This window comes from Aureimonas sp. AU4, from assembly GCF_001463765.1.
GTDB lineage: Bacteria > Pseudomonadota > Alphaproteobacteria > Rhizobiales > Rhizobiaceae > Aureimonas.
The window spans coordinates 52860-78772 of sequence record NZ_BBWK01000040.1; the positions used below are offsets into that span (position 1 = coordinate 52860).

Annotated in this window: 24 protein-coding genes; 8 read left to right on the forward strand and 16 right to left on the reverse strand. The window is 70.3% G+C overall.

Features of this window, described 5'->3' with window-relative positions:
* Positions 1-199 precede the first annotated feature (199 nt).
* A complete protein-coding gene (hslU, locus tag AUL35_RS12470; protein ID WP_062015251.1) occupies positions 200-1510 on the forward strand; it encodes an ATP-dependent protease ATPase subunit HslU in 1311 nt (436 codons plus the stop codon).
* Here the strand turns inward: hslU and AUL35_RS12475 are convergent.
* From AUL35_RS12475 to AUL35_RS12490, 4 genes are all read right to left on the reverse strand, one after another.
* Positions 1500-3986 carry a PAS domain-containing sensor histidine kinase gene (locus tag AUL35_RS12475; RefSeq protein WP_062015252.1) on the reverse strand — a complete coding sequence of 829 codons (2487 nt, stop codon included), beginning with the start codon at positions 3984-3986 and terminating at the stop codon, positions 1500-1502. The two genes, hslU and AUL35_RS12475, sit on opposite strands and share 11 nt — an antisense overlap.
* 137 nt (positions 3987-4123) lie before the next feature.
* A complete protein-coding gene (locus AUL35_RS12480; RefSeq protein ID WP_062015254.1) occupies positions 4124-5488 on the reverse strand; it encodes a TadE/TadG family type IV pilus assembly protein in 1365 nt (454 codons plus the stop codon).
* A complete protein-coding gene (locus tag AUL35_RS12485) occupies positions 5485-6186 on the reverse strand; it encodes a TadE/TadG family type IV pilus assembly protein (protein ID WP_156417976.1) in 702 nt (233 codons plus the stop codon). The genes AUL35_RS12480 and AUL35_RS12485 overlap by 4 nt, the downstream gene beginning before the upstream one ends.
* Positions 6183-6740, reverse strand: a complete 558-nt coding sequence (locus tag AUL35_RS12490; protein ID WP_062015256.1) for a TadE/TadG family type IV pilus assembly protein — start codon at positions 6738-6740, stop codon at positions 6183-6185. The genes AUL35_RS12485 and AUL35_RS12490 overlap by 4 nt, the downstream gene beginning before the upstream one ends.
* A 285-nt stretch (positions 6741-7025) precedes the next feature.
* On the opposite strand from AUL35_RS12490, the gene AUL35_RS12495 reads away from it, so the two are divergent.
* Positions 7026-8339 (forward strand): MFS transporter, encoded by a 1314-nt coding sequence (locus AUL35_RS12495; protein WP_062015258.1) that lies wholly within the window; start codon positions 7026-7028, stop codon positions 8337-8339.
* Here the strand turns inward: AUL35_RS12495 and AUL35_RS12500 are convergent.
* Both AUL35_RS12500 and AUL35_RS12505 read right to left on the reverse strand, forming a co-directional pair.
* On the reverse strand, positions 8261-9121 hold the full coding sequence (locus tag AUL35_RS12500; protein WP_082666302.1) for a class II glutamine amidotransferase: 861 nt from the start codon (positions 9119-9121) through the stop codon (positions 8261-8263). The two genes, AUL35_RS12495 and AUL35_RS12500, sit on opposite strands and share 79 nt — an antisense overlap.
* A gap of 41 nt (positions 9122-9162) precedes the next feature.
* Positions 9163-9900 (reverse strand): aspartate/glutamate racemase family protein, encoded by a 738-nt coding sequence (locus tag AUL35_RS12505; RefSeq protein WP_062015309.1) that lies wholly within the window; start codon positions 9898-9900, stop codon positions 9163-9165.
* 169 nt (positions 9901-10069) lie between these two features.
* Here AUL35_RS12505 and AUL35_RS12510 point away from each other — a divergent pair, with 169 nt between their 5' ends.
* Together AUL35_RS12510 and AUL35_RS12515 are read left to right on the forward strand one after the other, a co-directional pair.
* A complete protein-coding gene (locus tag AUL35_RS12510; RefSeq protein ID WP_062015310.1) occupies positions 10070-10534 on the forward strand; it encodes an Lrp/AsnC family transcriptional regulator in 465 nt (154 codons plus the stop codon).
* A 148-nt stretch (positions 10535-10682) separates the two neighbouring features.
* The gene (locus AUL35_RS12515; RefSeq protein WP_062015259.1) at positions 10683-11639 is read left to right on the forward strand and encodes a DUF1402 family protein; all 957 of its coding nucleotides are present in this window, start codon (positions 10683-10685) and stop codon (positions 11637-11639) included.
* Here the strand turns inward: AUL35_RS12515 and AUL35_RS12520 are convergent, their stop codons facing one another.
* The 6 genes from AUL35_RS12520 to AUL35_RS12545 form a co-directional block, all read right to left on the reverse strand.
* A complete protein-coding gene (locus AUL35_RS12520; protein ID WP_082666303.1) occupies positions 11640-14867 on the reverse strand; it encodes an efflux RND transporter permease subunit in 3228 nt (1075 codons plus the stop codon).
* Entirely contained in the window at positions 14864-16570 is a 1707-nt protein-coding gene (locus AUL35_RS12525; RefSeq protein ID WP_062015260.1) for an efflux RND transporter periplasmic adaptor subunit, read from the reverse strand. Before AUL35_RS12525 ends, AUL35_RS12520 begins: the two co-directional genes overlap by 4 nt.
* A 141-nt stretch (positions 16571-16711) precedes the next feature.
* Positions 16712-17107 carry a helix-turn-helix transcriptional regulator gene (locus AUL35_RS12530; RefSeq protein WP_062015262.1) on the reverse strand — a complete coding sequence of 132 codons (396 nt, stop codon included), beginning with the start codon at positions 17105-17107 and terminating at the stop codon, positions 16712-16714.
* 25 nt (positions 17108-17132) lie between these two features.
* Positions 17133-17699 carry a Smr/MutS family protein gene (locus AUL35_RS12535; RefSeq protein ID WP_062015263.1) on the reverse strand — a complete coding sequence of 189 codons (567 nt, stop codon included), beginning with the start codon at positions 17697-17699 and terminating at the stop codon, positions 17133-17135.
* On the reverse strand, positions 17696-18721 hold the full coding sequence (locus AUL35_RS12540; RefSeq protein WP_062015265.1) for a murein transglycosylase A: 1026 nt from the start codon (positions 18719-18721) through the stop codon (positions 17696-17698). The genes AUL35_RS12535 and AUL35_RS12540 overlap by 4 nt, the downstream gene beginning before the upstream one ends.
* A 7-nt stretch (positions 18722-18728) precedes the next feature.
* Entirely contained in the window at positions 18729-19424 is a 696-nt protein-coding gene (locus AUL35_RS12545; RefSeq protein ID WP_062015267.1) for a Tim44/TimA family putative adaptor protein, read from the reverse strand.
* Between the two features lie 166 nt (positions 19425-19590).
* Between AUL35_RS12545 and AUL35_RS12550 the strand changes: the two genes are divergently transcribed.
* Together AUL35_RS12550 and secB are read left to right on the forward strand one after the other, a co-directional pair.
* Entirely contained in the window at positions 19591-20094 is a 504-nt protein-coding gene (locus tag AUL35_RS12550) for an FxsA family protein (RefSeq protein WP_062015268.1), read from the forward strand.
* A 156-nt stretch (positions 20095-20250) separates the two neighbouring features.
* The gene (secB, locus tag AUL35_RS12555; protein ID WP_062015270.1) at positions 20251-20763 is read left to right on the forward strand and encodes a protein-export chaperone SecB; all 513 of its coding nucleotides are present in this window, start codon (positions 20251-20253) and stop codon (positions 20761-20763) included.
* 23 nt (positions 20764-20786) lie between these two features.
* On the opposite strand, the gene AUL35_RS12560 is transcribed toward secB, so the two are convergent.
* Positions 20787-21113: a YnfA family protein gene (locus AUL35_RS12560; RefSeq protein WP_062015272.1), complete on the reverse strand. Its 327-nt coding sequence runs from the start codon at positions 21111-21113 to the stop codon at positions 20787-20789.
* A gap of 7 nt (positions 21114-21120) precedes the next feature.
* A complete protein-coding gene (gene dnaQ / locus AUL35_RS12565) occupies positions 21121-21828 on the reverse strand; it encodes a DNA polymerase III subunit epsilon (protein WP_062015273.1) in 708 nt (235 codons plus the stop codon).
* A 142-nt stretch (positions 21829-21970) separates the two neighbouring features.
* Here dnaQ and AUL35_RS12570 point away from each other — a divergent pair, with 142 nt between their 5' ends.
* Entirely contained in the window at positions 21971-22765 is a 795-nt protein-coding gene (locus AUL35_RS12570; RefSeq protein WP_062015275.1) for a MauE/DoxX family redox-associated membrane protein, read from the forward strand.
* 854 nt (positions 22766-23619) lie between these two features.
* Here the strand turns inward: AUL35_RS12570 and AUL35_RS12575 are convergent.
* Complete coding sequence (locus AUL35_RS12575) at positions 23620-24318, reverse strand: TetR/AcrR family transcriptional regulator (RefSeq protein WP_156417977.1); 699 nt, start codon at positions 24316-24318, stop codon at positions 23620-23622.
* Positions 24319-24364: 46 nt separating this feature from the next.
* Here AUL35_RS12575 and AUL35_RS12580 point away from each other — a divergent pair, with 46 nt between their 5' ends.
* Positions 24365-25204 (forward strand): oxidoreductase, encoded by an 840-nt coding sequence (locus tag AUL35_RS12580; protein ID WP_062015276.1) that lies wholly within the window; start codon positions 24365-24367, stop codon positions 25202-25204.
* Positions 25205-25407: 203 nt separating this feature from the next.
* On the opposite strand, the gene AUL35_RS12585 is transcribed toward AUL35_RS12580, so the two are convergent.
* The gene (locus AUL35_RS12585; protein ID WP_062015312.1) at positions 25408-25869 is read right to left on the reverse strand and encodes a GNAT family N-acetyltransferase; all 462 of its coding nucleotides are present in this window, start codon (positions 25867-25869) and stop codon (positions 25408-25410) included.
* Positions 25870-25913 lie beyond the last annotated feature (44 nt).

A 25913-nucleotide genomic window follows, 5' to 3' on the forward strand; every position in this document is an offset into this window, starting at 1 on the left:
ATCTGGAGGAGCGAACGGCTCGGGTGCCCATCTTAACGCGAAATCGCCGTATTTCGACCCGGCTTGGCAAAGGTTTGTCAGCTTTCCTTCCTATCGGCCGCCGCACGCGCGAAACCCTGGCGCGGCGCGCGCGGCGTTCCCATCTTCGGGGCCGACGGGCGCCGCGGCTGGCGGGCCCTCCCACTGGACGGCACGAGGCATGACCGACTTTTCCCCCCGCGAGATCGTTTCCGAGCTGGACCGCCACATCATCGGCCAGCGCGACGCCAAGCGCGCCGTGGCCGTGGCGCTGCGCAACCGCTGGCGCCGGCAGCAGCTGGAAGGCAGCCTGCGCGAGGAGGTCTCGCCGAAGAACATCCTGATGATCGGTCCGACCGGCGTCGGCAAGACCGAAATCTCGCGCCGCCTCGCCAAGCTCGCGGGCGCCCCCTTCCTGAAGGTCGAGGCCACCAAGTTCACCGAGGTCGGCTATGTCGGGCGCGACGTCGAGCAGATCGTGCGCGACCTGGTGGAGGTCGGCATCGGCCTCGTGCGCGAGAGGAAGCGCGAGGAGGTGAAGGCGCGCGCCCATGCCGGCGCCGAGGAGCGGGTTCTCGACGCCCTCGTCGGCAAGACCGCCTCGCCCGCCACGCGCGATTCTTTCCGCAAGCGCCTTCGCGCCGGCGAGCTCGACGACAAGGAGATCGAGGTCGAGGTGGCCGATACCGCCTCGCCCTTCGGGGGCATGGAGATCCCCGGCATGCCGGGCGCCAACGTGGGCGTGCTCAACCTGTCGGAGATGTTCGGCAAGGCCATGGGCGGTCGCACCAAGACGCGCCGCACGAGCGTCAAGGAAAGCTACGACCTTCTGATCAACGAGGAGTCCGACAAGCTCCTCGACAACGAGGCCGTGGTCGCCGACGCGATCTTCGCGGTCGAGAACAACGGCATCGTGTTCCTGGACGAGATCGACAAGGTCGCCAACAACGGCGACGGACGGGGCGGGGCGGGCGTCAGCCGCGAGGGCGTCCAGCGCGACCTCCTGCCGCTGGTGGAAGGCACGACGGTCGCGACCAAGCACGGCCCGGTGAAGACCGATCACATCCTCTTCATCGCGTCGGGCGCCTTCCACGTCTCCAAGCCCTCCGATCTCCTGCCCGAGCTGCAGGGCCGCCTGCCGATCCGCGTCGAGCTGCGGGCGCTGGAGCGCGACGACTTCCGCCGCATCCTCACCGAGACCGAGGCGTCGCTGATCAAGCAGTACGTGGCGCTGCTCGCCACCGAGAAGGTCGCGCTCGAGATCACCGAGGACGCGATCGACGCGATCGCCGACCTTGCCGTCCAGCTCAACGGCTCGGTCGAGAACATCGGCGCGCGCCGTCTCCAGACCGTGATGGAGCGGGTGCTCGACGAGATCTCGTTCGAGGCGCCCGACAAGGCCGGGCAGAGCTTCCGCGTCGACGCCGCCTATGTCCACAAGGCGCTGGACGGCATCGCGGGCAACACCGACCTGTCGCGCTTCATCCTCTGAGCGCCTCGCCCGCTTCCGCGAGCCGCTCCAGGCTCGCGGCCAGGTCCTCCTTGCGGAAGGGCTTGGTGAGGCGCGCGACCCCGGCGGCGATGCCCTCGATCTCGGCATAGCCCGAGACGATCAGGACACCCGCCTCCGGGCGGCGGCGGCGCGCGAGCGCGGCCAGCTCCATGCCCGTCATGCCCGGCATCAGATGATCGGTGACGAGGAGGTCGAACCGCTCGCCCCCTTCCACGAGCCCGGCCGCCTCCTCGGCCGAGGCCGCCTCGACGACCTCGTAGCCGAGCTCGTCCAGCATGTCGGCCGTGCTCATGCGCACGAAGACCTCGTCGTCCACGAGAAGCACGCGCCCGCCGCGCGCGGGGGCGGCGGGTCCGACGAGGCTCGGCGCGGCGAGCGCCTCCCCCCTGGCGCGGGCCGCGCGCGGCAGCCAGAGTTCGACCTCGGTTCCCGCGCCGACCCGGCTCCGGATCGTCAGCGCACCGCCGAGCTGCGAGGCGAGCCCGTGCACCATGGACAGGCCGAGGCCCGTTCCCTTGCCGATGCCCTTGGTGGAGAAGAAGGGCTCGACCGCGCGCGCCAGCGTCGCCTCGTCCATGCCGTGGCCGGTATCCTCGACGCCGAGCCGCAGATAGGTGCCCTCGGGCAGGCGCGAGCGGTGGTCCGCCGCCACACGCTCCTCGCTGAGCGCGATGCGCAGCCGGCCGCCGTCGGGCATGGCGTCGCGCGCGTTGACCGCCAGGTTCAGGAGCGCCATCTCGATCTGGTTCGGGTCGCCCCGCGCCATGGCGAGGCCGGGCGGCGCCTCGACCACGATCTCGATCCGGGGTCCGGTGGTGCTGGAAACGAGGTCCGCCATGCCGGCGACGAGGTCGCCGAGATCGATCGCGAGCGGCTGGAGCGGCTGGCGCCGCGCGAAGGCGAGGAGGCGCTGCACCAGAAGGCTCGCGCGCTCGGCCGACTGGGCGGCGCCCGTGATCAGCCGCTGCTCGCGCTCGCCGCCCACGCCCTGCCGCTGCAGAAGATCGAGCGTGCCGACGATCGGGGTGAGAAGGTTGTTGAAGTCGTGCGCGACGCCGCCCGTCAGCTGGCCCATCGCCTCCATCTTCTGCGACTGGCGCAGCGCCTCCTGCGCCTCGAGGAGCTGGGCCTCGCGGCGCAGCCGCTCCGTCACGTCGGTGACGAACTGGTAGACGCCGACCTGCCGCCCCGCCTCGTCGCGAAGCGGGCGGAAGTTGACCTCGTAGTAGGGCCGCGCCCGGTTCGGGTCGCCGAACTCCTCGACGAAGGTCACGTGCTCGCCGGTCATGCCCCGCGCCCAGCCGGCGCGCACCTCTTCCTGCAGGTGCGGCCAGGGGGCCAGAAGCTCCAGCATGTTGTCGCCCGCCTTCGGCCGCACGCCGAAGACGCGCTCGAACTCGTCGGCATTGGCCTGGTTGAGGGCGAGGATGGTGTAGTCGAGGTCCACCGCCATCACCATGATGTCGGTGCTCTCGACGATCGAGGCGAGCATGTTGCGCTCGGCGGTGCGCTCGGCGACGCGACCCTCCAGCGTCGCGTTCAGCTCGCGCAGACGGTCCTCGGCCGCGCGGCGGTCGTGAATGTCGACCGAGGTTCCGAACCAGCGCAGGATCTCGCCGGTCTGCCGATCGCGATAGGGCTCGGCGCGGTCGAGGAACCAGCGGTACTCGCCCCCGGCCGAGCGGATGCGGTGCTCGCAGATGTGGGTCGTCGCGCCCTCGCGCGCGGCCTGGAAGGTCGCCACGACATGGGGGGCGTCGTCGGGGTGGATGAAGGCGCCCGCGATCTCGCCGGGCGACATGGAGCTGAAGGGCGCGCCGGTATAGACCGAGAACTGCCGGTTCAGGAACTCCATCCGCCCGTCGGCATCCGTGATCCAGATGATCTGGGGAACCGTGTCGACCATGAGGCGGAACTGCGCCTCGCTGTCGGCGAGCGCCGCCTCGGCCGCCGCGCGCGCGCGCTCGGCCGCCACGCGCCCGGTGGTCTCGGCCAGGATGCAAAAGACGCCCGCCGGCCGCCCGTCCTCGCCCGGCACCGGCGAATAGTCGAGGTTCATCCAGACCTGTTCGGGGTGCCCGTGGCGCAGGAGCGTCAGTTCCTGGTCCCGGTAATGCAGCGTCTCCCCCGCCAGGACCTGCCCCATGACGTTGTCGTTGAAGGCGGCGACCTCGCCCCAGCCCTCGCGGACCTTCGAGCCCAGAAGCTCGGGGTGGCGCCCGCCCGCAAAGCGCGAATAGCTGTCGTTGTAGAGCATGATGCCGTCGGCGCCCCAGAGCATCACGATCGGCACCGGCGAGGCGAGAAGCAGCTGAAGCGCGGTGCGCAGGCTCGGCGGCCAGCCCTCGACGGGGCCGAGCGCCGTCTCGCTCCAGTCTCGGGCGGCGATCAGCCTGCCGCAGTCGCCTCCGGCGCGAAGGCTCTCCCGAAAAGTTCGGGCTTGCGCATCGGGCACACGTCTCTCCCTGGTCGTCCGCGGGACGCCGCTTCGCGTTCCCTCCGCAACGCTTTAGTCGTTTCGCGCCGCCGCGTCATGATCGAAGATGCCGCCGTCATGGATCGCGTCGCAGTTTTCTTCCTCCCTGCCGCCGCTCAGTGCGTCAGGGCGAGCGGCTTGGCGATCGAGCTGATGATCTGCTCGACGGCGCGGTCGATGTCGGCGGGGCTCGAGGCGTCGTAATAGTCGCCCGCCGCGCTGACGCAGGCCGCCATGTTCCTGTCGATGTAGGTGTGCAGCCAGTCCTTGATGGCCGTGAACTTGGCGTTCGAGTCCTGCGCCGGCACGAGATACTTGGTGTTGACGGCGATGACGCGCACGCCCTTGTCCTTGAGGGGCTGGCACATGCGCGGGTCGAAGGACTGGATCTTGCCGCCCCAGTCGCCGGCGGTGGGCTCGAAGTACACGAAGTTCGGGTCCCAGGTGATGCCGTCGTGGTCCGGATATTCCATCTGGGTGTCCTCGGTGCCGTCGGTCATCAGAACCACGATCGCCTTGGCCTTGTCGGGCGACAGGCCGTCGCCGGGCGTTCCGATGAGGCTCTGCAGGCTCCTGAAGGCGACATGTGCGTTGGTGCCGCCCTCGCGCGTCGAGGTGGCGAGCTTCGCGATGGCGGTGCTGGCCGTCGCGGCCGTGCCGGTGAGCGCCAGCGGCGTGTCGAACGAGGAATGGAACGTGTGGATCGCGACCTGGTAGTGCTTGTCCTCCTGACCGAGGAGGCTCGTCGCAAGCTTGCCGACCGCGTCCCGCACCACGTCGATGCGCATGCGCGCGCCGTTGTCGTGCGCCATGTCGTAGGTGCTCTTGGTGGGATAGCGCGGATCGTTGCTCTTGAACTCGGACTGGACGATGTGACAGCCGAAGGCGCAGCCGTTCGAGCCGACCCAGGAGCCCGAACCGCTGAAGCGCCGGACCTGCATGTTGCGGATGATGTCCTGGTCCGCCGCGGTCGCGCCGATGCCCATGGACTGCGAGATGTCGAGAAGGACGTGGACGTTCACGTAAGGGGGCAGCGTCATGCTGGCGCCCGACGCCCCGCCGACCGCGAACGAATCGACGCCGAAGAGGCGCGCGAACACGGTCGGCACGCCCGCCGCGTAGCGCGTCTGCGAGGTGATCGTGGCCCCCGAGACGGCGACGGTGACCTCGGCGGTATCGAGCGCGGAGTCGATGATGCGCTGCGACTGGGCGGTGAGGTAGGCCCTGCCTTCCGCCTCGCCCGCCGCGATCGCGGCGGCCTGCGTCTGCTTGCCCTCGTTGAGGACGTCCACGGTGCGCCGGACGGCGGCGAGCGCCGCGCTGTCGATGGCGAGCTCCAGCCGCCGCTTGACCAGAACGGACTTGGCGTAGTCCGTGGCCAGGCCCGTGAAGCCCAGGAGCGGCACCAGCGTCAGGCCGAAGATGATCGCGACGCCGCCACGCCGGTCGCGCCGGAACGCCCTGCCGATGCTCGGTCTCATGAGTTGACCCCCGGACACAGCCTGACTTGAGGATTGGCGGCGCCCGTTCCCGACAGAACGATGCGCGATGCGTTGCGCGGCAGGAACCAGCTCGATTCCGCCATGGTGGTCGTCAGCGAGCCCGCCAGCCCCCCGAGGAAATTGCTGGTTCCCGCGAGATAGGGGGCGTAGGGCAGCGTGGCGCGCACGAAGAGCACGCTGCCCGAGCCGTAGAGTTCGCTCGGGATCGTCTCGCTCGTCGGCGCGACCGCGGCGCCGGACGGGATCTTGCCGCAGGCGACGGGCGACTGGCCGACGCTCCAGGCGACGTTGCCCTCGTATTCGCAGGCGGTCTGGCAGGCGCTGTCGCGCTTGGTGAAGGCGATGCTGGTGATCGTCACCGACAGGGCGTCGCTCCAGCCGCCGCGCCCGAGCCGCTCGGCCGTCCGCAGGGCCTCGGGCGCGATCAGCGGCGCCGCGCTCCAGATGCGCTGGACGTCACCGGCCTGCGCCGAGGCGGGCAGCTGCGAGGCCATCTGGCCGATCATGCTGACCGTGCGCACGACCTGATTGTTGGTCTGGATGTACTTGCTGATCTCGAACGTGCCGAGGAGCAGCACCAGGAGCACGGGAAGAATGAAGGCGAACTCGATGGCGGCCACGCCCCGCTCGCTCGCGCCGAACGCCATCAGGAGGGAACGCAAGGGGGAACGGCTCACTGGCACGGCCCCGTCTGCTGGGCGTCCACCGGCTCGTTGCGCCAGGCGGCGAAGGACTGGAGCATGGTGACGCGCTCGCCCGCATAGGTCGTGAACATGCCGTCCGGCAGGAGCGCGGAGAGGAGGGGCGGCTGCGGATAGGATACGCGCAGGAACATGTACTGCCCCGTCGATCCGATGCAGAAGCGGTTGCCGGACAGCGAGCCGACCGCGACCCCGCTCCAGGTGTTGCCGTCGAACGAGGAGCTGGCAGCCGGCAGGATGCCGACGTCGACGATCACGCGCGAGCAGTCCAGGAAGGAGCCAAGCGCCGGGCACAGGCGGTTGTCGCGGAACTTCTGCGCCGTGTCGTCCTGGGCCTGCTGGGCGACGCCGAGCTGCATGGCGCGAGAGGCCACGACCGTCGCATCGTCCAGACGGTGCTGCAGGAACAGGAGCCGCGCCACCTCGAAATGACCGAGAAGAAGCAGGAAGAACACCGAGCCGAGCAGGGCGAACTCGATGGCCGCGGTCCCCGACGCATTCCCGGCGAAGATGGATATTTTCCGCGTCACGGGACCCTCGCGATCCGGCGCACCTGCTTCGGATCACGCAGAACGTTGCATGCGGCAACTTAAGGCCGCTCTAATTCCAGGGTCTGTATTGCTACGGAAGAAGCAAGTCCGGACGGCACACCGGCGGGTTGTGTCGTGCTGTCCGACTGTCATCCCAGCGGGAGTTGCTTGCTCCCGTCTTCGCGGCGCGCGGCGCCCGACGCCCGCGGCTTTGACAAGCAGGTCATCCGCGCGGAGGGATGAGCCGGGGGCGTCGCCGTCGCCCCGTCCGGCCGGGAGCAGTTCATGAGTACATCCGTCTCCTTCGAGGACGCCCTCGCCCGCATCGGCGCGGGCCCCTTCCAGCGGCGTCTTCTTCTGGTGTTCGGCCTCGTCTGGGCGGCGGACGCGATGCAGGTGCTGAGCGTCGGCTTCGCCGCGCCCTCGCTGGCGGCCGAGTTCGGCCTGAGCGTGCCGCAGGCGCTGCAGGTCGGCACCGCCTTCTTCGCCGGAATGCTGGTCGGGGCGAGCCTCTTCGGGCGGCTCGCCGACCGGATCGGGCGGCGGCGCGTCCTTTTCCTGACGATCGCGATCGACGCCCTGTTCGGTCTCGCCTCGGCCTTCGCGCCGGACTTCGCGTGGCTCCTCGCCTTCCGCTTCCTCACGGGGCTCGGCGTCGGCGGCACGCTGCCCGTCGACTACGCGCTGATGGCCGAGTTCCTGCCGGCCAAGGGGCGGGGCCGCTGGCTGGTCGCGCTGGAGGGCTTCTGGGCGCTCGGCACGATCGCGCTGGCGCTCGCCGCGCTCGCCGCGCCCCGTCTCTCGGATGGCCCGGCCTGGCGCACGATCTTCCTTCTCACCGCGCTTCCCGCGCTGGTGGGTCTGGCCGCGCGCTTCTTCGTGCCGGAGTCGCCGCTCTACCTCCTGCGCCGGGGCCGCGAACGGGAAGCCCGCGCCGTTCTGGAACGGCTCGCGCGCATCAACCGCTACCAGGGCGAACTGCCGGCCGTCGCCCCCGCGCCCCGAACCGCTGCCGGCGGCTCGATCCTCGGGCCGGACCTGCGGCGCCGCACGCTTCTCATCCTCCTCGTCTGGCTTCTCGTCTCGATGAGCTATTACGGCGTCTTCGTCTGGCTGCCGGTGAAGCTCGCCGCGCAGGGCTTCGGCTTCCTGCGCGGAGAGCTCTTCCTGCTCGTGGTGGCGCTGGCGCAGCTGCCGGGCTACGCGCTGGCGGCCTACGGCGTCGAGCGCTGGGGGCGGCGACCGACGCTGGCCGGCTTCCTCGTCCTCAGCGCGGCGGGCTGCCTTCTCTATGGGCTGGACCCTTCTGCGGCGCTCGTTGCCGCCTCGACGCTCCTCATGAGCTTCGCCCTCCTCGGCACCTGGGGGGCGCTCTACGCCTGGACGCCGGAGCTCTACCCCACGCATCTGCGCGCGACCGGCATGGGGGCGGCGGGCGCGGTGGCGCGGCTCGGCGGGCTTCTGGCGCCCAGCCTCCTCGCGCCGCTCGCCGCGCAGAGCTTTGCGGGCGCGCTCGGCCTCTACGCGGCGTTCCTAGTGGCGGCCGCCGTGGCGGCGCTCTCGCTCAAGGCCGAAACGCGCGGCGCGGCGCTGGGTTGAGCGTGGGCGCTCGGCTGAGCCAGCGGATCGAAGCGGCGCAGGCGCGCCTCGCCGTTCGCCACTTCGAGAACCGAGCCCGGCGGGATGGGCTGCCAGCCGGCCGGGTCGCAGCCGCAGGGCTCCGAGGCGACCAGCGCCGAGCCCGCTCCGAGCTTCACGTAGAGCGAGGGCGGCTGGCCGTCGCTCGCCCAGCGGAAGGCGAAGAGGCGCGTGCCGTCGGAATGGACGGCCGCAAAGCGCAGCGCCTCGTCGGGACCCCCGTTGAGGGCGAGGATCTCGCGCAGGGTCGCGGCATAGGCGCCGGCCGGATCGACTTCCGAGCCGCGGCCGAGCGCGGCCAGGAAGATCGCCTCCGAGTCGCAGGTCCCGCGCCGCTCGGCATAGAGCGCGTCGGGGATCATCGCCTCGACCTCGCGCCGCAGGCGCGGATAGTCGCCGATCTGCCCGTTGTGCATGAAGAGCTGCTTTCCCTGCGCGAAGGGATGGCAGTTGCCGGTGGAGACCTCGCCCGAGGTCGCCGCCCGCACATGGGCGAGAAACAGCCGCGAGCGGATCTGCCGGCAGAGCGAGACGAGGTTGCGGTCGCTCCAGGCCGGCAGGATGCCCCGGTAGAGGCCCGGCTCCTCGCGCTCGCCATACCAGCCGAGGCCGCAGCCGTCGCCGTTGACGACGGTGCGCGCCTCGCGCGCGGCCATGGACTGGGAGACCAGCGAGCCTTCCGGGTGGATCAGGAGATCCTCCAGGAAGAGGGGCTGGCCGGAATAGGCGAGAAGGCGGCACATGCGGGGAAGGCTCTGCGTGGGAGGCGGCGCGTCGCCCGATCCTATGCTGCGATGCGTTCCCCAAGCTGGCGCGGGGCCGCGAGGGGCTCGCCGAGCGCCAGCCGGATCGCGGCCTCGGCATGGATCGTGGTGGAGTCGAAGCCGGGAAGCACCTGCTTGGCGGGATCGAGCAGAAGGCAGATCTCGGTGCAGCCGAGGATGACGCTGTCGGCGCCCTGGTCGCGGCCGCGCCGGACGACCTCCTCCATCTCTTGGCGCGACGCGTCGAGGACACGGCCGGCGCACAGCTCCTCGAAGATGACGCGGTGCACCAGCGCCCGGTCCGCCTCGTTCGGCACGATCGGGCGAAGGCCGGCGCCGGCCTCCATGCGCGCATGGTAGAAGCCGTGCTCCATCGTGTAGCGCGTGGCCAGAAGCAGCGGGCGGCTGTGGCCGGCCTCCGCGATGCGCCGTCCGGTCTCGGCCACGATGTCGACGAGCGGGATGCCGACGGCGGCCTGCACGGCGTCGGCGACGAGATGCATCGTGTTGGTGCAGATCAGGATGCAGTCCGCGCCGGCCCGCTCCAGACCTTGCGCGCTTCGCGCCAGCATGCGGGCCGCCTCGTCCCAGCGCCCCGCTTTCTGGAGCGCCACCACGGCCGAGAAGTCGAGCGAGTGGACGAGGACGTCGGCCGAGGCGAGTCCGCCGAGACGCTCGCGCACCGCCTCGTTGAGAAGACGATAGTAGACCGCCGTCGATTCCCAGCTCATGCCCCCGATCAGCCCGATCCGCTTCATCGCCCGCTCCATGGTGTTTCGATCCCGGCGGGAAGTGTGCGGGCGACGCGGGCGGCCTGGGATGCGTTCTCGGGCGAAGGAAGGGGGAACGCATGCACGCGATGAGCGCCGTTCGTTGCATTCGCGCCTCTATCTTGCAACGGTTCTCGAAACACTGCACGAACGTCCCATGCTCGACGACCGCGACCATCATCTCCTTGCGCTCCTCCAGGAGGACGCCTCGACCCCCGTCGCCACCTTGGCCGAGCGGGTGAACCTGTCGCCCTCGGCCTGCTCGCGGCGCATCGCACGGCTGGAGGCCGACGGCGTGATCGCGCGGCGAACGGCCGTGCTCGACCGGCGCCGCGTCAACCTGCCGACCACGGTCTTCGTGATCGTGAAGACGTCGAGCCACGAGGCGGGCTGGCTGGAGGAGTTCCGCGCCGCCGTCCAGGCTGTGCCCGAGATCGTCGAGGTGCACCGGCTGACCGGCAACTTCGACTACATCCTCAAGGTGGTGCTGCCGGACGTCGAGACCTACGACACGATCTACAAGCGCCTCGTCTCGCGCGTCACCCTGTTCGAGATGTCGGCCTACATCTCCATGGAGACCGTGAAGCACGAGACGCGCCTGCCGACCCGCTACGCGCGCTGAGATCCGCGCCCCGCGCCGTGTCCGCAGGGCCACAAGCGCTGTTTCACGTGAAACCGGGACTACCGGCCGGGCACCGTCCTGCCCTAACCTGACCGCATTCGTCGGTTTTTCGCTGACCCGACGCTCCCGATCCACCGAAAGACGGCTCATGCTCCGCCTCGCCGCGCCGCTTCTCGCGGCGCTCCTCCTGGCCTCGCCCGTCACGGCGGCGACGCCCGTCCCGCCGGGAAACCGCAATGCCGAGCAGCCCGCCGTTCCCGGTGCCTCGGGACGGCGCACGGCGGCGACGCGCTCGACCTTCGAGGCGAAGTACGGGCGGATCCACGAGCTGCTGGCCACGAGCCGCGACCTGCAGGAGAAGATCCGCGCGAGCGCGCGGCGCTACCGCATCGACCCCGTGCACATCGCGGGCGCGCTGGTGGGCGAGCACACCTACAATGTCGACGCGATGGACCGCCTCCAGACCTACTACGTCAAGGCGATGAGCTACCTGAACTCGGGGCTCGACTTCAGCTATCGCGGCCAGACGATCGCCGGCTTCGTGGCGCGGCCGGAATTTTCGGAGTGCCGGGAAGCCGGCGACGCGGCGCTGTGGAGCTGCCGCGAGCGCGTGTTCGAGCGGCGCTTCCGGGGCCGCACCGTGGACGGCGTGCCCTACCCCGACAACCGCTTCGGCGCGGTCTTCTTCCAGCCCTACTATGCCGGCCAGACCTTCGGGCTCGGCCAGCTCAACCCGCTGACCGCCCTTTCGGTCTCGGACCGGGTGGAGCGCGTCTCCGGGCTGCCCGCGCTCGACATGACCAAGGCGGGCGAGGTCTATGCCGCGATCATGAACCCCGACCAGTCGCTCGACTACGTGGCGGCGGTGATCGCGGCGGAGATCGACGCCTATCGCGACATCGCGGGCTTCGATATCTCCGGCAACCCGGGCCTGACGGCGACGCTCTACAATGTCGGCGACCCGATCGGGCGCGCGGGGCGCCTGGCCGCCGAGAACCGCCAGCGCGCGGCCGGCGGCCTCGGCCCCCGCTGGCCGGAGGAGAACTACTACGGCTGGCTGGTCAACGAGAAGCTCGCCGACCTGCGCGCCATCTTCCCGCGCTGACTACTCGGCGGGCGTGGCGTCCGGCGCGGGTCCCTTGGGCTCGAAGCGCCAGGGGAAGCGGCCGTCGCGCTCGATCTCGTCCTTCGTGCGCTCCTCCGGCCGCCGCTTGCCGCGCCGCGTCTCGCGCCCCCAGAACAGGCCCTTGCGGCGCTCGCCCATGCGCTCGAAGAGCGCGAACAGCGCCGGCACGATGAAGATGCCGATCAGGGTCGCCGCCAGCATGCCGCCGATCGCCGCCGTGCCGATGGCGTTGCGCGAGGCCGCGCCCGCCCCGCTCGTGGTCACCAGCGGGATCAGGCCGAGGATGAAGGCGAGCGCCGTCATCAGGACGGCGCGGAAGCGCTGGCGCGCGCCCATCACCGCGGCTTCCGTGATCTCCATCCCGTCCACCTCGCGCCGCTCCTTGGCGAACTCCACGATTAGGATCGCGTTCTTGGCGGCGAGGCCGATCAGCATCACCATGCCGATCTGCGAGTAGATGTTGGACGTGTAGCCGAACAGCGCGAGCGCACCGGCCGCGCCGGCGGCCGCGATCGCGATCGACAGCATCACGGCGAGCGGCTGGAGCCAGCTCTCGTACTGGCCGACCAGGAACAGGTAGGCGAAGACGAAGGCGAGCGCGAAGGCGATGTAGGTGACCGAGCCCGCCTGCTGCTCCTGGTAGCTCGTGCCGGAGAACTGGTAGGAATAGCCCGGCGGCAGTTTTTCCGCCGCCACCTCCTGCAGGGCCTTGAGGGCCGCGCCCGACGAGTAGCCGCTTGCGGGCTGGCCGGTGATCTCGGGCGCGGTGAAGAGGTTGAAGCGCGGCACCGCGTAGGGGCCGAAGGTCGTGTCGACCTTCACCACCGAGCGCAGCGGCACCATCTGGCCGCTCGAGTTCTTGGCGTAGAGGTCGCCGATGTCGGTGGTGACGGTGCGCGCGCCGGCCTCCGCCTGCAGGCGCACCTGGTAGATGATGCCGTCGTAGATGAACTGGTTGACGTAGGTCTCGCCCATGGTGGAGCCGACCGTGTCGTAGATGTCCTGGACGCTGAGGCCCAGCGTCTCGGCGCGGTCGCGGTCGATGTTCATGTAGAGGCGGGGCACGTCGGCGGAAAACGTCGTGCGCGCGCCCTCGATCTCGGGCCGCTCGTTGGCGGCCGACACGAAGGCGTCAGCGACCTGGGCGATCTCGGCCGGGTCCTGGCCCTGCTGGGCGAGGAGCTGGAAGGTGAAGCCGCCGACCGAGCCGAGGCCGGGAATGGGCGGCGGCGGGAAGGCCGCGACCTGGACGCCGGGGATGGCGGCGAACTTCGCCCGCAGCCCGCCGAGGATGGTGAAGAGGTCGGGCCGCTCGCCCCAGGGCTTCAGCGTCACGATGCCGAGGCCCCCCGAGGTGCGCTGCGAACTCTGGAGAAGCGAGTAGCCCGCGTTCAGCACGTAGGCGTTCACGCCCTCGGTTTCGCTCAGGATGTCGCCGATCTCCAGCATCGCCTCCGTGGTGCGCTGGAGCGAGGCCCCGTCGGGCAGCGACACGTCGAACAGGATCGCGCCCTGGTCCTCGTCGGGCAGGAGCGTCGAGGGCAGCGAGACGAGCGAGAAGGCGGCCACCACGAAGGCGACGGCGAGCACCCCGAGCGCCACGACGACGCGCTTCACGAGGAAGGACACGGTGCGCGCATAGGTGTTGCGTGTGCGGTCGAGACCCTTGTTGAACCAGCGCAACGGGCCCCAGGCGGCCGTCGGCGGGCGCAGCATGGAGGCCGTCAGCGCGGGGGTCAGCGTCAGCGCCACGACGGCCGAGAGCACCATCGAGATCGACAGCGCCAAGCCGAACTGCCGGTAGAGCTGGCCCGACAGGCCGGGCAGGAAGGTGGTCGGCAGGAACACGGCGAGCAGCACCAGCGTCGTCGATACGATCGGGCCGGTGATCTCGCGCATGGCGATCTGCGTCGCCTCGGTACGGTCGACGCCCCGATCGGTCATGACGCGCTGGACGTTTTCCACCACGAGGATCGCGTCGTCCACCACGAGGCCGATCGCGAGGATCAGCGCGAGCAGCGTGATGACGTTGATCGTGAAGCCGATGGCGAGCAGCACCGCGAACGTGCCGATCAGCGATACGGGGATGGCGAGCGCGGGGATGAGGGTCGAGCGCCAGTCCTGCAGGAACAGGAACACCACCACCACGATGATCGCCGCCGTGATGGCGAGCGTCAGCACGATCTCGTGGATGGTCGCGTCCACGAACTGCGTGGAATCGTAGATGATCTGGTACTGGAGCCCCTGCGGAAATTCGGGGCGCAGGCGCTCCAGCTCGGCGCGCACGGCCGTCACCGTCTGCAGCGCGTTGGCGCCGGGCGCCTGGTTGATCTGGATGGTCTTGCCGGGGTTCGTCCCGACATAGGTGTTGACCGCGTAGCTTTCCGAGCCGAGCTCGACGCGCGCCACGTCCTTCAGGCGCACGATGGCGCCGTTGGCCTCGGCGCGCACCACGATGTTCTGGAACTGCTCGGGCGTGTTGAGCTGGCCCTGCGAGGTGATCGTGTAGACGGTCGCCTGGCCGTCGGGGGCGGGCGAGCCGCCGATCTGGCCGGTGGAGGCGGGCAGGTTCTCGGCCGTGATCGCGGCGGTGACCTCGGCCGGCGAGATCGAGAGCGCGGCCATGCGCACCGGATCGGTCCAGATGCGCATGGCGTAGTCGGCGTTGCCGAGCACGTTGGCGTCGCCTACGCCCTCCACGCGCTGCAGCGCGGTGACGATCGAGGACGAGAGGTAGGCGCCGATGTCGATGGTCGACACCTGCCCGCCTTCCGAGGAGAAGGCGACGGCCATCAGGAAGTTGGGCGAGCGCGAGCGCACCGTCACGCCCTGGCGCGTCACCGCCTCGGGCAGCTGGGCGGTGGCGAGCTGGACGCGGTTCGAGACGTTGACCTGCGCGATGTCGGGATCGGTCCCGATCGCGAACGTGATCGACAGCGAGTAGGTGCCCGAGTCCGTCGAGGTCGAGGACATGTAGATCATGTTCTCGACGCCGTTGATGGCGCGCTCCAGGGGATCGCCCACGGCCTGGGCGAGCACGGTGGAGTCGGCGCCGGGATAGGTCGCCGAGACCGAGACGGTGGGCGGCGTGATCTCGGGATACTGCGAGACCGGCAGGACGAGGATCGCGAGAAGACCCGCCAGCACCACGACGATCGAGACGACGCCGGCGAGCCGTGGGCGACGGATGAAGATGTCGGAGATCATCGCGCCGAACCCGAGCCGCTGCCCTGGCCGCCGTTCTGCGAGGCGCCGCCCTCGGGTGCCTTGGCACCCTCGCCTTGCGTGTTTTCGCCCTTCTCGCCGTTCCCGGCGTCGGGCCGCTCGGCGCGTCGCGCCTGCGCCTCGGCGTCGGCCTGTTCCTGCGTGAGCGGGCGCACGGTCGTGCCTTCCTTCACGCTGGCCGAGCCGCGCACCACCACGCGCTCGCCGCCCTGGAGGCCCGAGGTGACGGCCGACATGTTGTTGCCGACCGGCTCGGCCGAGACCTCGATCGCGCGCCGCTCGATCTTGTCGCCCTCGCCCACCACCAGCACCGAGCGGCCCTCGCGCGAGAGCTGGACGGCGGCCTGGGGCACGACCGGGCGCACGGGCGGATCCTTCTGGCTCGCCACCAGCGTCACGTTCTGGTTGGCGAGCAGGAAGCCGCCGGGATTGGGGAAGCTGATGCGCGCCTCGACCGTGCCGGTGGTGGAGTTCACCGTGTTGCCGACGAAGTCGAAGTCGCCGGCCGGCTTGTAGTCCGCCCCGTTGGGAAGGCGCAGGTTGAGATGGTAGTCCGTTCCGATCTGCGCGTCGTCCGCCGAGGCCGAGGCGTCGACCGCGGCGCCCTCGGGCGGCGGGGGCGCGCCGGCCGCGCCCGTGCCGTCGGCCGAGGCGATGCGCGTGCCGGCATCCGTCGGCGGGGTGGTCTGGGCGGGTGCCTGGTCGGGCACGGAGGCGTCGCCCTCTCCCTCGCCGCCGCCGCCCGCACCGCTCGTGCGGCCGTTCTGCGCGGTTTCCACCGGCGCCTCCTCGCCCGCGCCGATGCCGACGCGCTGCCAGGTGACGAGCTGGTCCTCGGCGATCGGGAAGACGCCCCAGATCGGGTCCATCTGCGTCAGGGTGGCGAGGTCGGTCGTGGTGGTGGTGGAGACGTAGTTGCCGCGCGTGATCAGGGGCTGGCTCATCTCGCCGTCGATCGCGGCCGTGATGCGCGTGTAGGACAGGTTGAGCTGGGCCTGCGTGAGGGCGGCCTGCGCCTGGAGAAGGGCGGCCTGCGCGTTCTCGAGATTGGCGGTGGCGGTGTCGAGCGTGGCGCGCGCGGTGACGCCCGAGGAGGCCAGTTCCTCCTGCCGGTTGTAGTCCCGCTGCGCCTGGTTGACGGTGGCCTGCGCGCCCGACAGCTGGGCTTCGGCCGCGCGCACCGAGGCCTCGTACTGGGCCGGCTCGATCTGGAACAGGAGGTCGCCCTGCTTGACGCGCTGGCCGCCGGTGAAGAACACCTCCTGGATGTAGCCGTCGACGCGCGCCCGGATCGAGACCTGCTCGATGGGCTGGATCGTGCCGATGAAGTCGAACGTGTCGCCGACCGACTGCGTGGCGACCGTGTGGACGATCACGGCGGGCGGCTCGCCGTTGGTGGTGCCGCCCTCGCCGCCCTCGCCCCCTTGGCCGCCGCCGTTCCCGGCGCTCTTGCCGCCCTCCTCCTTGCCGCCGAAGAGGCCCGCGAGGAAGCCCGGCAGGGGCACGTGGCCGACGAGCGGCAGGTCGATGCCGCCCTTTGTGTCCTTGTCGCCTTGTTTTTCCTCGCCCTGCTCCGCTTGCCCTCCGCCACTGCCCTGGGCCAGCGCCGGCGCGGCGGCGCCGAGCACGAGAAGGAGGGAGAGCGCGGCCAGGTCGCGGCGGCGCCGGAGGGGGTGTCGGGTCATGGCTGAAGTCCGGGTCGCCTCGGGCCGGAGCCGAAGGATGTCGCAAGATCGACTGCGGAAATTAGTCGGCTCCGGTGCGGCGGCGAGGGGAGACCCACCCGTGTGGGGCGATCACGCTCGCGCGAGCGTCAACGCCGGGTCCTAGCGGCGACGCCGCGCGGCCTGCTCCTTTTCGGCCCGGGACGCCATCTCCTCCAGCGTTTCGAGGAGCGTGCGCACGTCGGTTTCCGACAGGATGGCGATGGTTTCGGCCAGGCGATTGGCGAGCGCCGTGGCGTCGGGTCGCAGCCCGCCGGTCGCGACGCTGACCTTGGGGTGCGAGAGCTCGGCGAGACGCTCCAGCTCCTCGGCGTCGTCCCAGATGACGTTGAGATAGCCGATGATGCGCTGGAGCAGCTGCCAGGTCGGGCGCCCGCGCCGCCCGTGCTCCAGCGCCGAAAGATAGGCGCCCGACACGCCCAGCGCCTGCGCCATCTCGGTCTGCGTGACGCCCTTCTGGCGGCGCAGCTCGCGCACCTTCTCGCCGAACGGCGTCACGAGCGCACCGTCTCGCCGAACGCGGTCACGGCGAGCCGGGCCGCTTGCGCACGCGCACGTAGAAGGCGCCCTCGCCGCCGTGGCCGCGCTCGGCCGGCTCGAAGCCCGAGACGAGCGCGCGGAAGTCGGGGGTCGAGAACCAGTGCGGCAGGGCGCGCTTGAGCGAGCCGGTGGAGCCGAACGAGGCGCCGCGCCCTGTGATCACGAGAACGATGCGAAGGCCGTTCGCCTGGGCCCGGCGCAGGAAGAAGAGAAGCGCGCCGTGCGCGCTCGCCTCGGTCTGGCCGTGCAGGTCGATCCGGTCCTCCAGCGCGATGCGCCCGCGCCCGATCTTGCGGCGCACGGGACGCTCGATCGGATGAAGCGGAAGGGGCGCGGAAGGCGCGCGAGCGGGCGCTGGAGCCGTCGTGCCGTCGAGGAGGGCGCGCAGGGCGGCGGGGCTGGCAGGGGCAAGCGAGGCCGGCGCGGGCGCGGGCAACTCGGCCTCGGCCTCGGCTTCCGGCATGGCACGGCCGCGCATGGGCTTGGCGGTGATCGCGATCGCCCGCCAGAGCCGCTTCTCCTCGCCCGTCAGCGCGCGCCGTTTTCTCACCCGTCGTCCCCGTTCCGTTCGCTCCCCCGTGGCAGGAGCGCGGTGAACGCGCAAGGGTGTCGGATGGTGCCGGCCAGTTCACCCGCCGCCTCGCCCGACCCGGCGAAGAGGTCGCCGCGGCCGGGGCCGACGATCGCCGAGCCCGTGTCCTGCGCGACGAGAAGCTGCCGGAAGGGGCGCCCCTCGACCACGAGGCCGGGCGCCGAGACGAAGAGGAGCGAGCCGTAGGGATGGTGGCGCGGGTCCACCGCCAGCGAGCCGAACGGGGTGAGCGGCAGGCCCGCCGCGCCGACCGGACCCTGGCGCGCGCCGACCCCCTCCACCACGCGGAAGAAGATGAAGGAGCGGTTCTCGCGCATCAGGGTGAGCCCGTCCTCGAGCGGGCGCGACGCCAGCCAGCGGCGGATGCCGGCCATGTCGGCCTCGGGCAGCGCCAGCTCGCCGCGCGCCACCAGGACGCGCCCGATCGCGGTGAAGCGGTGCCCGTTCTTGGCGGCATAGCCGACGCGCATCGACGTCCCGTCCGGCAGTGCCAGGCGGGCCGAGCCCTGGACGTGGACGAAGAAGCGGTCCACCGGCGAGCGGAGCCAGGCGATCTCGAGGCCCCGGTTCGCGAGCAGCCCCGCCTCGATCGCCGCGCGGTCGGGATAGGGCTCGAGCGCGCCGTCCGCGCGGCGCCGGGCGAAGCGCGCCTCGGGGTCGAGGCCCGGCGCGGCGCCCTCGAGGCGCACGAGGTCGGGGGGCGGGGCGTAGAGCGGCCACTGGAAGGGGCCCACGCATTGCGGCGAGGCGGGAAGCTCGGGCTCGTAGTAGCCGGTCAGGAACCCGTCCACGGCCTCAGCGGGCCGGAAGAAGCGCTGGAAGAAGCGCCGCGCCTCCAGTTGCGACGGATCGGGGGACAGCGCCTCGGCCGCGCGGCGGGCCGGCGCGTCGCCCGCAAGCACCGGCCCGCTGCGAAAGGCGCGCAGCGCCGGGCGCGGGTCGCCCTCGTCCCAGCCGGGCGGGAACGGGGCGGCGGGCACGACGGGGTCAGTCCTCGGACTCGGTCTCCACCAGGCGCCAGTTCGGGTCGCGCGAGCGCGTGTCGCGGCCGAAGGTCCAGACGTCCTTCACCTCGACCACGGTCTCGGGATCGCCGTCCACGACCGTTCCGTCGGCCTTCAGCGTGGCGGAGATGAGTTGCGACACGATGCGCACCGTCACCAGCGCCTCGCGCTCCTTCAGCTCGGCCGACAGGAGCTTGGCGTCGTTGATGCCGATGAACGAGGACTGCATGCGCTCCGAGCGGCTTTCGCGCTCGGCGATGGACTGGTCGAAGCCTTGGTAGACCTCGGGCGACAGGAGGTTCTTCAGAAGCTTGCGGTCGCCGTCCGCAAAGGCGGTGACCACCATCTCGTAGGCGATCTTGGCGCCGTCCAGGAACTGGCGGGGGTCGAACGAGGGGTCCGCGTCGCGGATGCGGCGAAGCTCCGCGTTGAGCGGCGTGCCGGCGGGCGACACCGCGTCGATCGCCTCGTAGGCGGCGGCGGGCGCGGCGGCCTCCTCGGTGCCGTTCACGCGGCGCGAGGGCAGCGTGACGACGTTGCCGGGCGGCTGCGCCTCGGTCGGCCGGGAGTAGGGGTCGAAGGGCGGACGCTCGTTGCCGGTGCGCCGGCCGAGCACGGACCGCAGCTGGTAAAGGACGATCGCCGCCACCACGATGAAGAAGATCGTCCCAAAACCCATGAAGCCTGCAAGCGTCCTACAAGAAGATATGATCCCTTCGACATATAGAGGGCGCGCCCCCAGCATTCAAATTCACGAAAGCGCGTCTTATCTGCGCAGTGGCCGTGCGGATGCCGGGACGCGGCCGGCCCCCTTCGCCCTCCCGGCCGACCGAACCCGAGATCCGATGCCGCTGCGCTTCCTGCCCCTTCTCCTTCTGGCCCTGCCGCTGGCCGAGATCGGCATGTTCATCTGGGTCGGCGGCCATATCGGCGTTGGGTGGACGCTGCTTCTGGTGGTCGCCTCCGTGGTCGTGGGCCTGGCGCTCCTGAAGCGCCAGACGCTCTCGACCCTACGCCGGGCGCGGGCCGAGGCGCGCGCGGGCCGGATGCCCGAGCGCGAGATCGTCCACGGCGCCCTGATCGCGCTGGCGGGCGTGCTTCTCGTGATCCCCGGGTTCCTGAGCGACATCGCCGGCCTTCTCCTGTTCCTACCGCCGGTGCGCGACCTGATCTGGCGCGGCCTTCGCAGCCGCGTCGTGGTGCGCAGCTCGGGCTTTCGCGCGCCCGAGCCGCAGCGCGGGCCGGAGATCATCGAGCTGCCCGCCGCCGATTTCGAACGGCGCGACCTCGGCGACCCGCGCTCGCCCTGGCGCGGCCCCGAGGACGGCAGCGGCATGACGCGGCACTGACGGGGTCCTCCGGCACCGGGGCCGACCGTGCCTCGACGCGCAAATGCCTCGGAGGCTCGCTTGCCCGCCCCCGCTCCCGCGTGATAGCCCGGCAGCCTCTTGAAACGGGCGCCGGGCCGCCGCGTCGCTAGCGCTTGCCAACAGCGGGAGTCCCCCATGTCGCAGACCGAACCCAACGGCGCCAACGGCGCCGGCGCCACCAACGGCGCGGCCCCGAGCCTCAACATCCTCGCCCAGTACATCAAGGATCTCTCCTTCGAGAGCCCCAAGGCGCCCGCCTCGCTGCGCGGGCAGACCCGCGCGCCGGGTATCAACATCGGCGTCAACGTCGGGGCCAACCAGATCCAGGGCGGCGACAACGAGTACGACGTGCGCCTGACGCTGAACGCGCGCGCCGGCGAGGGCAACGACACGCTGTTTCACGTGGAACTCGAATATGGCGGCGTGTTCCGCCTCGAGAACTTCCCGCAGGAGCACATGCTGCCGCTCCTGTTCATCGAGTGCCCGCGTCTCCTGTTCCCGTTCGCGCGGCAGATCGTGGCGGACGTGACGCGCAACGCCGGCTTCCCGCCGCTGATGATCGACCCGATCGACTTCGCCGCCCTGTTCCAGCAGCGCCTCGCCGAGGAGCGCGCCCGCCAGCAGGTCCAGCCCGTCGCCAACGCCTGACACGAGGCATCGCCGCGCGGGGATCACCCCCCGCGCGGCGCCCAGACGATGAGCGCGGCGCCCGCGAGGCAGATCGCGGCGCCCGCCACGTCCCAGCGGTCGGGCCGCACGCCCTCGGCCGCCCAGAGCCAGAGAACCGAGGCGAGGATGTAGATCCCGCCATAGGCGGCATAGGCCCGCCCCGCGGCCTCCGCCTCGACGCGCGTCAGCGCGAAGGCGAAGAGCGCCAGCAGGAGCATCCCCGGCACGAGCCACCAGGGCGAGCGGTCCAGCCGCGCCCAGGCCCAGAAGGCGAAGCAGCCCGCGATCTCGGCCAGCGCCGCGACGCCGTAGGCGACAAGCGTTCCCACCCGCGCGTCAGCCCGCGTCCGCGGGCAGATGGGCGCGCCAGAGCGCCGCGTCGCCCATGCTGTCCACGAAGCGCCGGTGCGCCGCGTCCTCCTCGGCCGTCAGGCGCGGGGGCAGGGCTTGCGGGCGCCGCGCCGCGCGGTGTCCGCCGAGATCGGCCGCGCGGTCGTCCTCCTCGCCCGCCGAAACGAGCCGCAGCGCCGACTGCCGCCCGCCGATCAGCTCGATATAGACCTGCGCCAGAAGCGCGCTGTCGACCAGCGCCCCGTGCTTGTCGCGCTTGCTGGTGTCGATCTGGAAGCGCGAGCAGAGCGCGTCGAGCGTGGCGGGTGCCATCGGAAACTTGCGCCGCGCCATGGGCAGCGTGTCGATCACGAGGCCGGGCGGGATGGCGGGGCGGCCGAGCCGGGCGAGCTCGGCGTTCAGGAAGCGGATGTCGAAGGCGGCGTTGTGGGCGATCAGCGTCGCCCCGTCGAAGGCCGCCGCGAACTCCTCGACGACCTCCGAGAAGAGCGGCTTGTCCTTGAGAAAATCGTCGGAGATGCCGTGGATGTCGAAGGCCGCCGGATCGACGCGCCGTCCCGCCGGGCGCACGAACCAATGGTATTCCTTGCCCGTCGGGATGTGGTTCCACAGTTCCACGCCGCCGATCTCGATGACCCGGTCCTCCTCGAAGTCGAGGCCGGTGGTTTCGGTGTCGAACACGATCTCGCGCATGGGGCTTTCCGATCCGGGCAGGTGGCACGGCTTGTTCCACCATCCCATATGGTGGGTAAAGGGTTGAGGCGACGTTCCGACGCGAGACCGGCGTTCGGGGCGCCTCCCCTCCCGCCCGTTCCCGTTTCACGGAAGGTCGCCCATGAGCACCACCGCCACCCGTGCCGAGGAGGCGCCCGGCACCGGAGCCGCGGCCCGCCGCCGTGCCGTGATCCACCGCATGGTGATGGACAAGCATGTCTGCCCCTGGGGGCTGAGGGCCCTTCATCTCCTGCGATCGCACGGCTTCGCCGTCGAGGATCATCCCTTGCGCACGCGCGAGGAGGTCGACCGCTTCAAGGCCGAGCATGGCGTGAAGACGACGCCGCAGATCTTCGTCGAGGGGACGCGCATCGGCGGCCACGACGACCTGCGCCGCTATCTCGGTCTCAAGGTGCGCGACCCCAAGGCCCTGACCTACGCGCCGGTCGCCTGGCTGTTCGCGGCCAGCCTCGCGCTGGCGCTGGCGGCGAGCCACTCGGCCTTCGGCTCGGCCCTCACGCCGCGCGCCGCCGAGTGGACGGTCGCCTTCGCCATGGTGCTCCTCGCGCTGCAGAAGCTGCGCGACGTCGACAGCTTCGCCACCATGTTCCTCGGCTACGACCTCCTCGCCCAGCGCTGGGTGCCCTACGGCCGGATCTACCCCTATGCGGAAGCGCTGGCGGGCGTCCTGATGGTGGCGGGCGCGTTGAACTGGCTCTCGGTCCCGATCGCCCTTTTCATCGGCACGATCGGCGCGGTCTCGGTCTTCAAGGCGGTCTACATCGACCGGCGCGAACTCAAGTGCGCCTGCGTCGGCGGCGACTCGAACGTGCCGCTCGGCTTCGTATCGCTGCTCGAGAACGTCATGATGGTGGGCATGGCGCTCTGGATGGCCGCCTCGCACGGCTGGATGTAGCGCGCGACGCCCTTCGCCGATTCCGGGTCGGCCGGTCTTGCGCAAGACGGCCGAGGACAGCCCCGCCCTCGCCCTTCGCGCCGTCCGTCGATCAAGGCGTCGATGGCGGCCCCGGTCCGCGACGAAAACGGGCCGTTGGCGGGATGGGCGCGAAGCCACTCCTGCAGAATGCTTCCGAGCGGACGGCGCGAGCGTCGTCCACGTCGTCCGGGATCGTGAGCGCGTTGGCGTCGGGAGCCGCTCCGGCACTCCCGAACCTGCCGCTGCGAGGTCCGGCGTCGACGCGAACAGAAGCATCGCTCCCCCGACGTTTGGCCGTCGTCCTTCATGCGACCGCATGCTTCAGACGTATACGCGTCCGAACAAACCTCGATCACCCCGAAAGAGCAGAAACGGGCCGAGTGCTCCTGACCGCTTCCGGACATCCGGTTCCCCGGCGGTGATCGACGCTAAAGGTGGTTTCCAGACCGTCCGCTTCCGGATGCCATGCAATTTGAAGCGGACGTGAACTAATAGTCGGGTGCGCTGGCCTATGAGCGCTTGGGGTCGAAAACGGCCGACGTGCATTGAACGTGGCCAAATTGCTACCGTTGCCCAGCCAAGAGGTCGCCTGCGGTCAACCGCATGCGGGCGTCGAGCCGCGGCGGATCGTGGCGAGGAAGACGTTCAGCCAGCCGCGCTAAGGCGCTAGGTACGCAACGAACTGGCCATCCGGCGAGATTTGCGCCCGGGAGAAGGCGGGCGCCGCAAAGAGCGCCGGGGTGGACAGCGTGTCCGGTTGGGTCAGGTTGAAGCTCACATGAACGCGGTCGTCGAAGACGGACCGCAACGATGGGTTCGACACGTCCGGGGCACTAAGACGTAGGGGGTGGGTCAAGGGTGGGGGACGAAGTCGTGGCGGGGCACGGTTCGACGTCCGTCTCTGATGACATCTCCAAGCAGGCCAGTAGCCCGGGACGGTCGGCGTCGCCGACGAACCCGAGAAGGCAGGCTGCGGCCGCCGAACGCGCCGAGCGTCGAAGCGCCCGGTCGTCGTATTCTCCGGCCGTCCAGAACGAGAGTGCCCCTCGGAAGGCGAGGGCGAGATGGTCGGGAAGCGTTGCGAGGGCAAGATCGCGCGTTGCGTCCGCCAACCCGGCGCCCTCGCCTAGCGCCAGCGACCAGAGGTCCCGCGACCGGGACAACGCGTCCCCGGGGGCATCGCCCGGCGAGCCGATCGTCCCCATCACGATGCGGTTCACCGATGGGGCCTCCAGCATCACCGACGCGGCGATGTCGACCGCCGCCAGGACGCTGGCTGCCGCGGTGCCGACGGATGGAGCTCGGTTCAGGCGCTCCTCCATGGCGTCGATCCGACGTGCCGACAGCGCCAGCATGATCGCGCCCTTGCTGCCGAACTGGTTGAACGGCGTCGCGAAGCTGAGCGCCGCCGCGCTCGCAAGGTCCCGCATCGAGAAGCCGGCGTGGCCGGAGGCGAGCAGTCGCTCGGCCGCATCAAGGACACGCTCGCGGGTGGAAGGTCTCGATGACGGGGAGGTCTTGTCAGGGCTCATTCTGTTTTATATCTTGATATAACCGTGATCTCCAAGGGCCCATACCATGTCGACATCCAAGACCTTTCTCATCACGGGCGTCAGCTCCGGCCTGGGCCGAGCCTTCGCACAGGGCGCTCTGGACGCAGGCCATAGCGTCATCGGTACGGTACGACGCGCCGATGATAGCGCGGCCTTCGCTGCACTGGCGGCTGGGCGGGCCCATCCGCTGGTTCTCGACGTCACGAACTACGATGCAATCCCGGCCGCCGTTGCCAAGGCCGAACGACAGGCGGGGCCGATCGACGTCCTCGTGAACAATGCCGGCTATGGCCACGAGGGCGCCCTCGAGGAGTCCTCAATCGACGATCTCCAGCGCCAGTTCGCCGCCAATGTCTTCGGACCGGTCGCGATGATCAAGGCCGTGCTGCCCGGCATGCGCCAGCGGCGGCGCGGCCACATCGTCAACGTCACCTCCATGGGCGGCTTCATCACGATGCCGGGCATCAGCTTCTACTGCGGCTCGAAGTTCGCGCTCGAGGGCATCTCCGAGGCGCTCGGCAAGGAGGTGGCGGGCTTCGGCATTCATGTGACGGCGATCGCGCCCGGTCAGTTCCGCACCGACTGGGCGGGACGCTCAATGGACCGCACGCCGCGCAGCATCCCGGACTACGATGCCGTCATGGACCCGATCCGGGCGGGACGGCAGGCCAAGAGCGGCAACCAGCCGGGCGACCCCGCCAAGGCGGCCGCAGCTCTTCTGGACCTGGTCGAGGCGGACAACCCTCCGGTTCGCCTGTTTCTCGGCGAGGACGCCTTGGGACTGGTGAACGCCAAGCTCGACGCCATGCGTGCCGAGATGGGCGTCTGGCACGCGCTCTCGCGATCCACGAGCTTCTCCGGATGAACCGGAATTGAAGAAGCCGCTAGTGGACTGAACGGCAGCTTTCGGGGCTGCCGCTTATGCCATTCATCGGCGATGACGGGTCGATAGCCGATGGACCGATTCAGAGCGTCCGCTTCTGCGGCGCCAAGCGGTTCGTTGGGTGGATAGCGGTCAGTCCGTTCTCTGTTGGCCGAGGCGATCAGCGCCCATGGGCGCAACGCCCGTCATGAGAAGGTCCGCCGATATTGGACGAAGCCCGAGCGGTCTCCGATCCGATCGTAGAGTTGCATCGCATCCGAGTTAGTTTCATGCGTCAACCAGTGGACGCGACGCCAGCCCCTTCGCTTCGCCTCTTCGTAGACCGCCTCGATCAATCGCCGACCAATTCCTTCACCTCGCGTGTTCGCTTCGACGTAGAGATCTTGTAGGTAGCAGACGTCCTCGGCGAACCAGGTCGATCGATGAGGGATGAAATGGACGAGGCCGATTGCTCGGCCACTCCGCCATGCGAGCATCCCGTTCACAGGGTCTGAAGCGTCGATCAGACGAGACCATGTCAGGGCAGTGACTTCGTCCGGAATATCGACCTTGTAGAAGGCCTGATAGCCTTGCCAAAGCGGAAGCCAAGCCTCCTGATCCGCTGCGCGAACCATGTGCAGGCTGATTGGCGGATGGGTAGCGTCCATCATTGTTCTGTCCGTAGCGGTCTCGGTCGTGGTGTAGCGGTCGG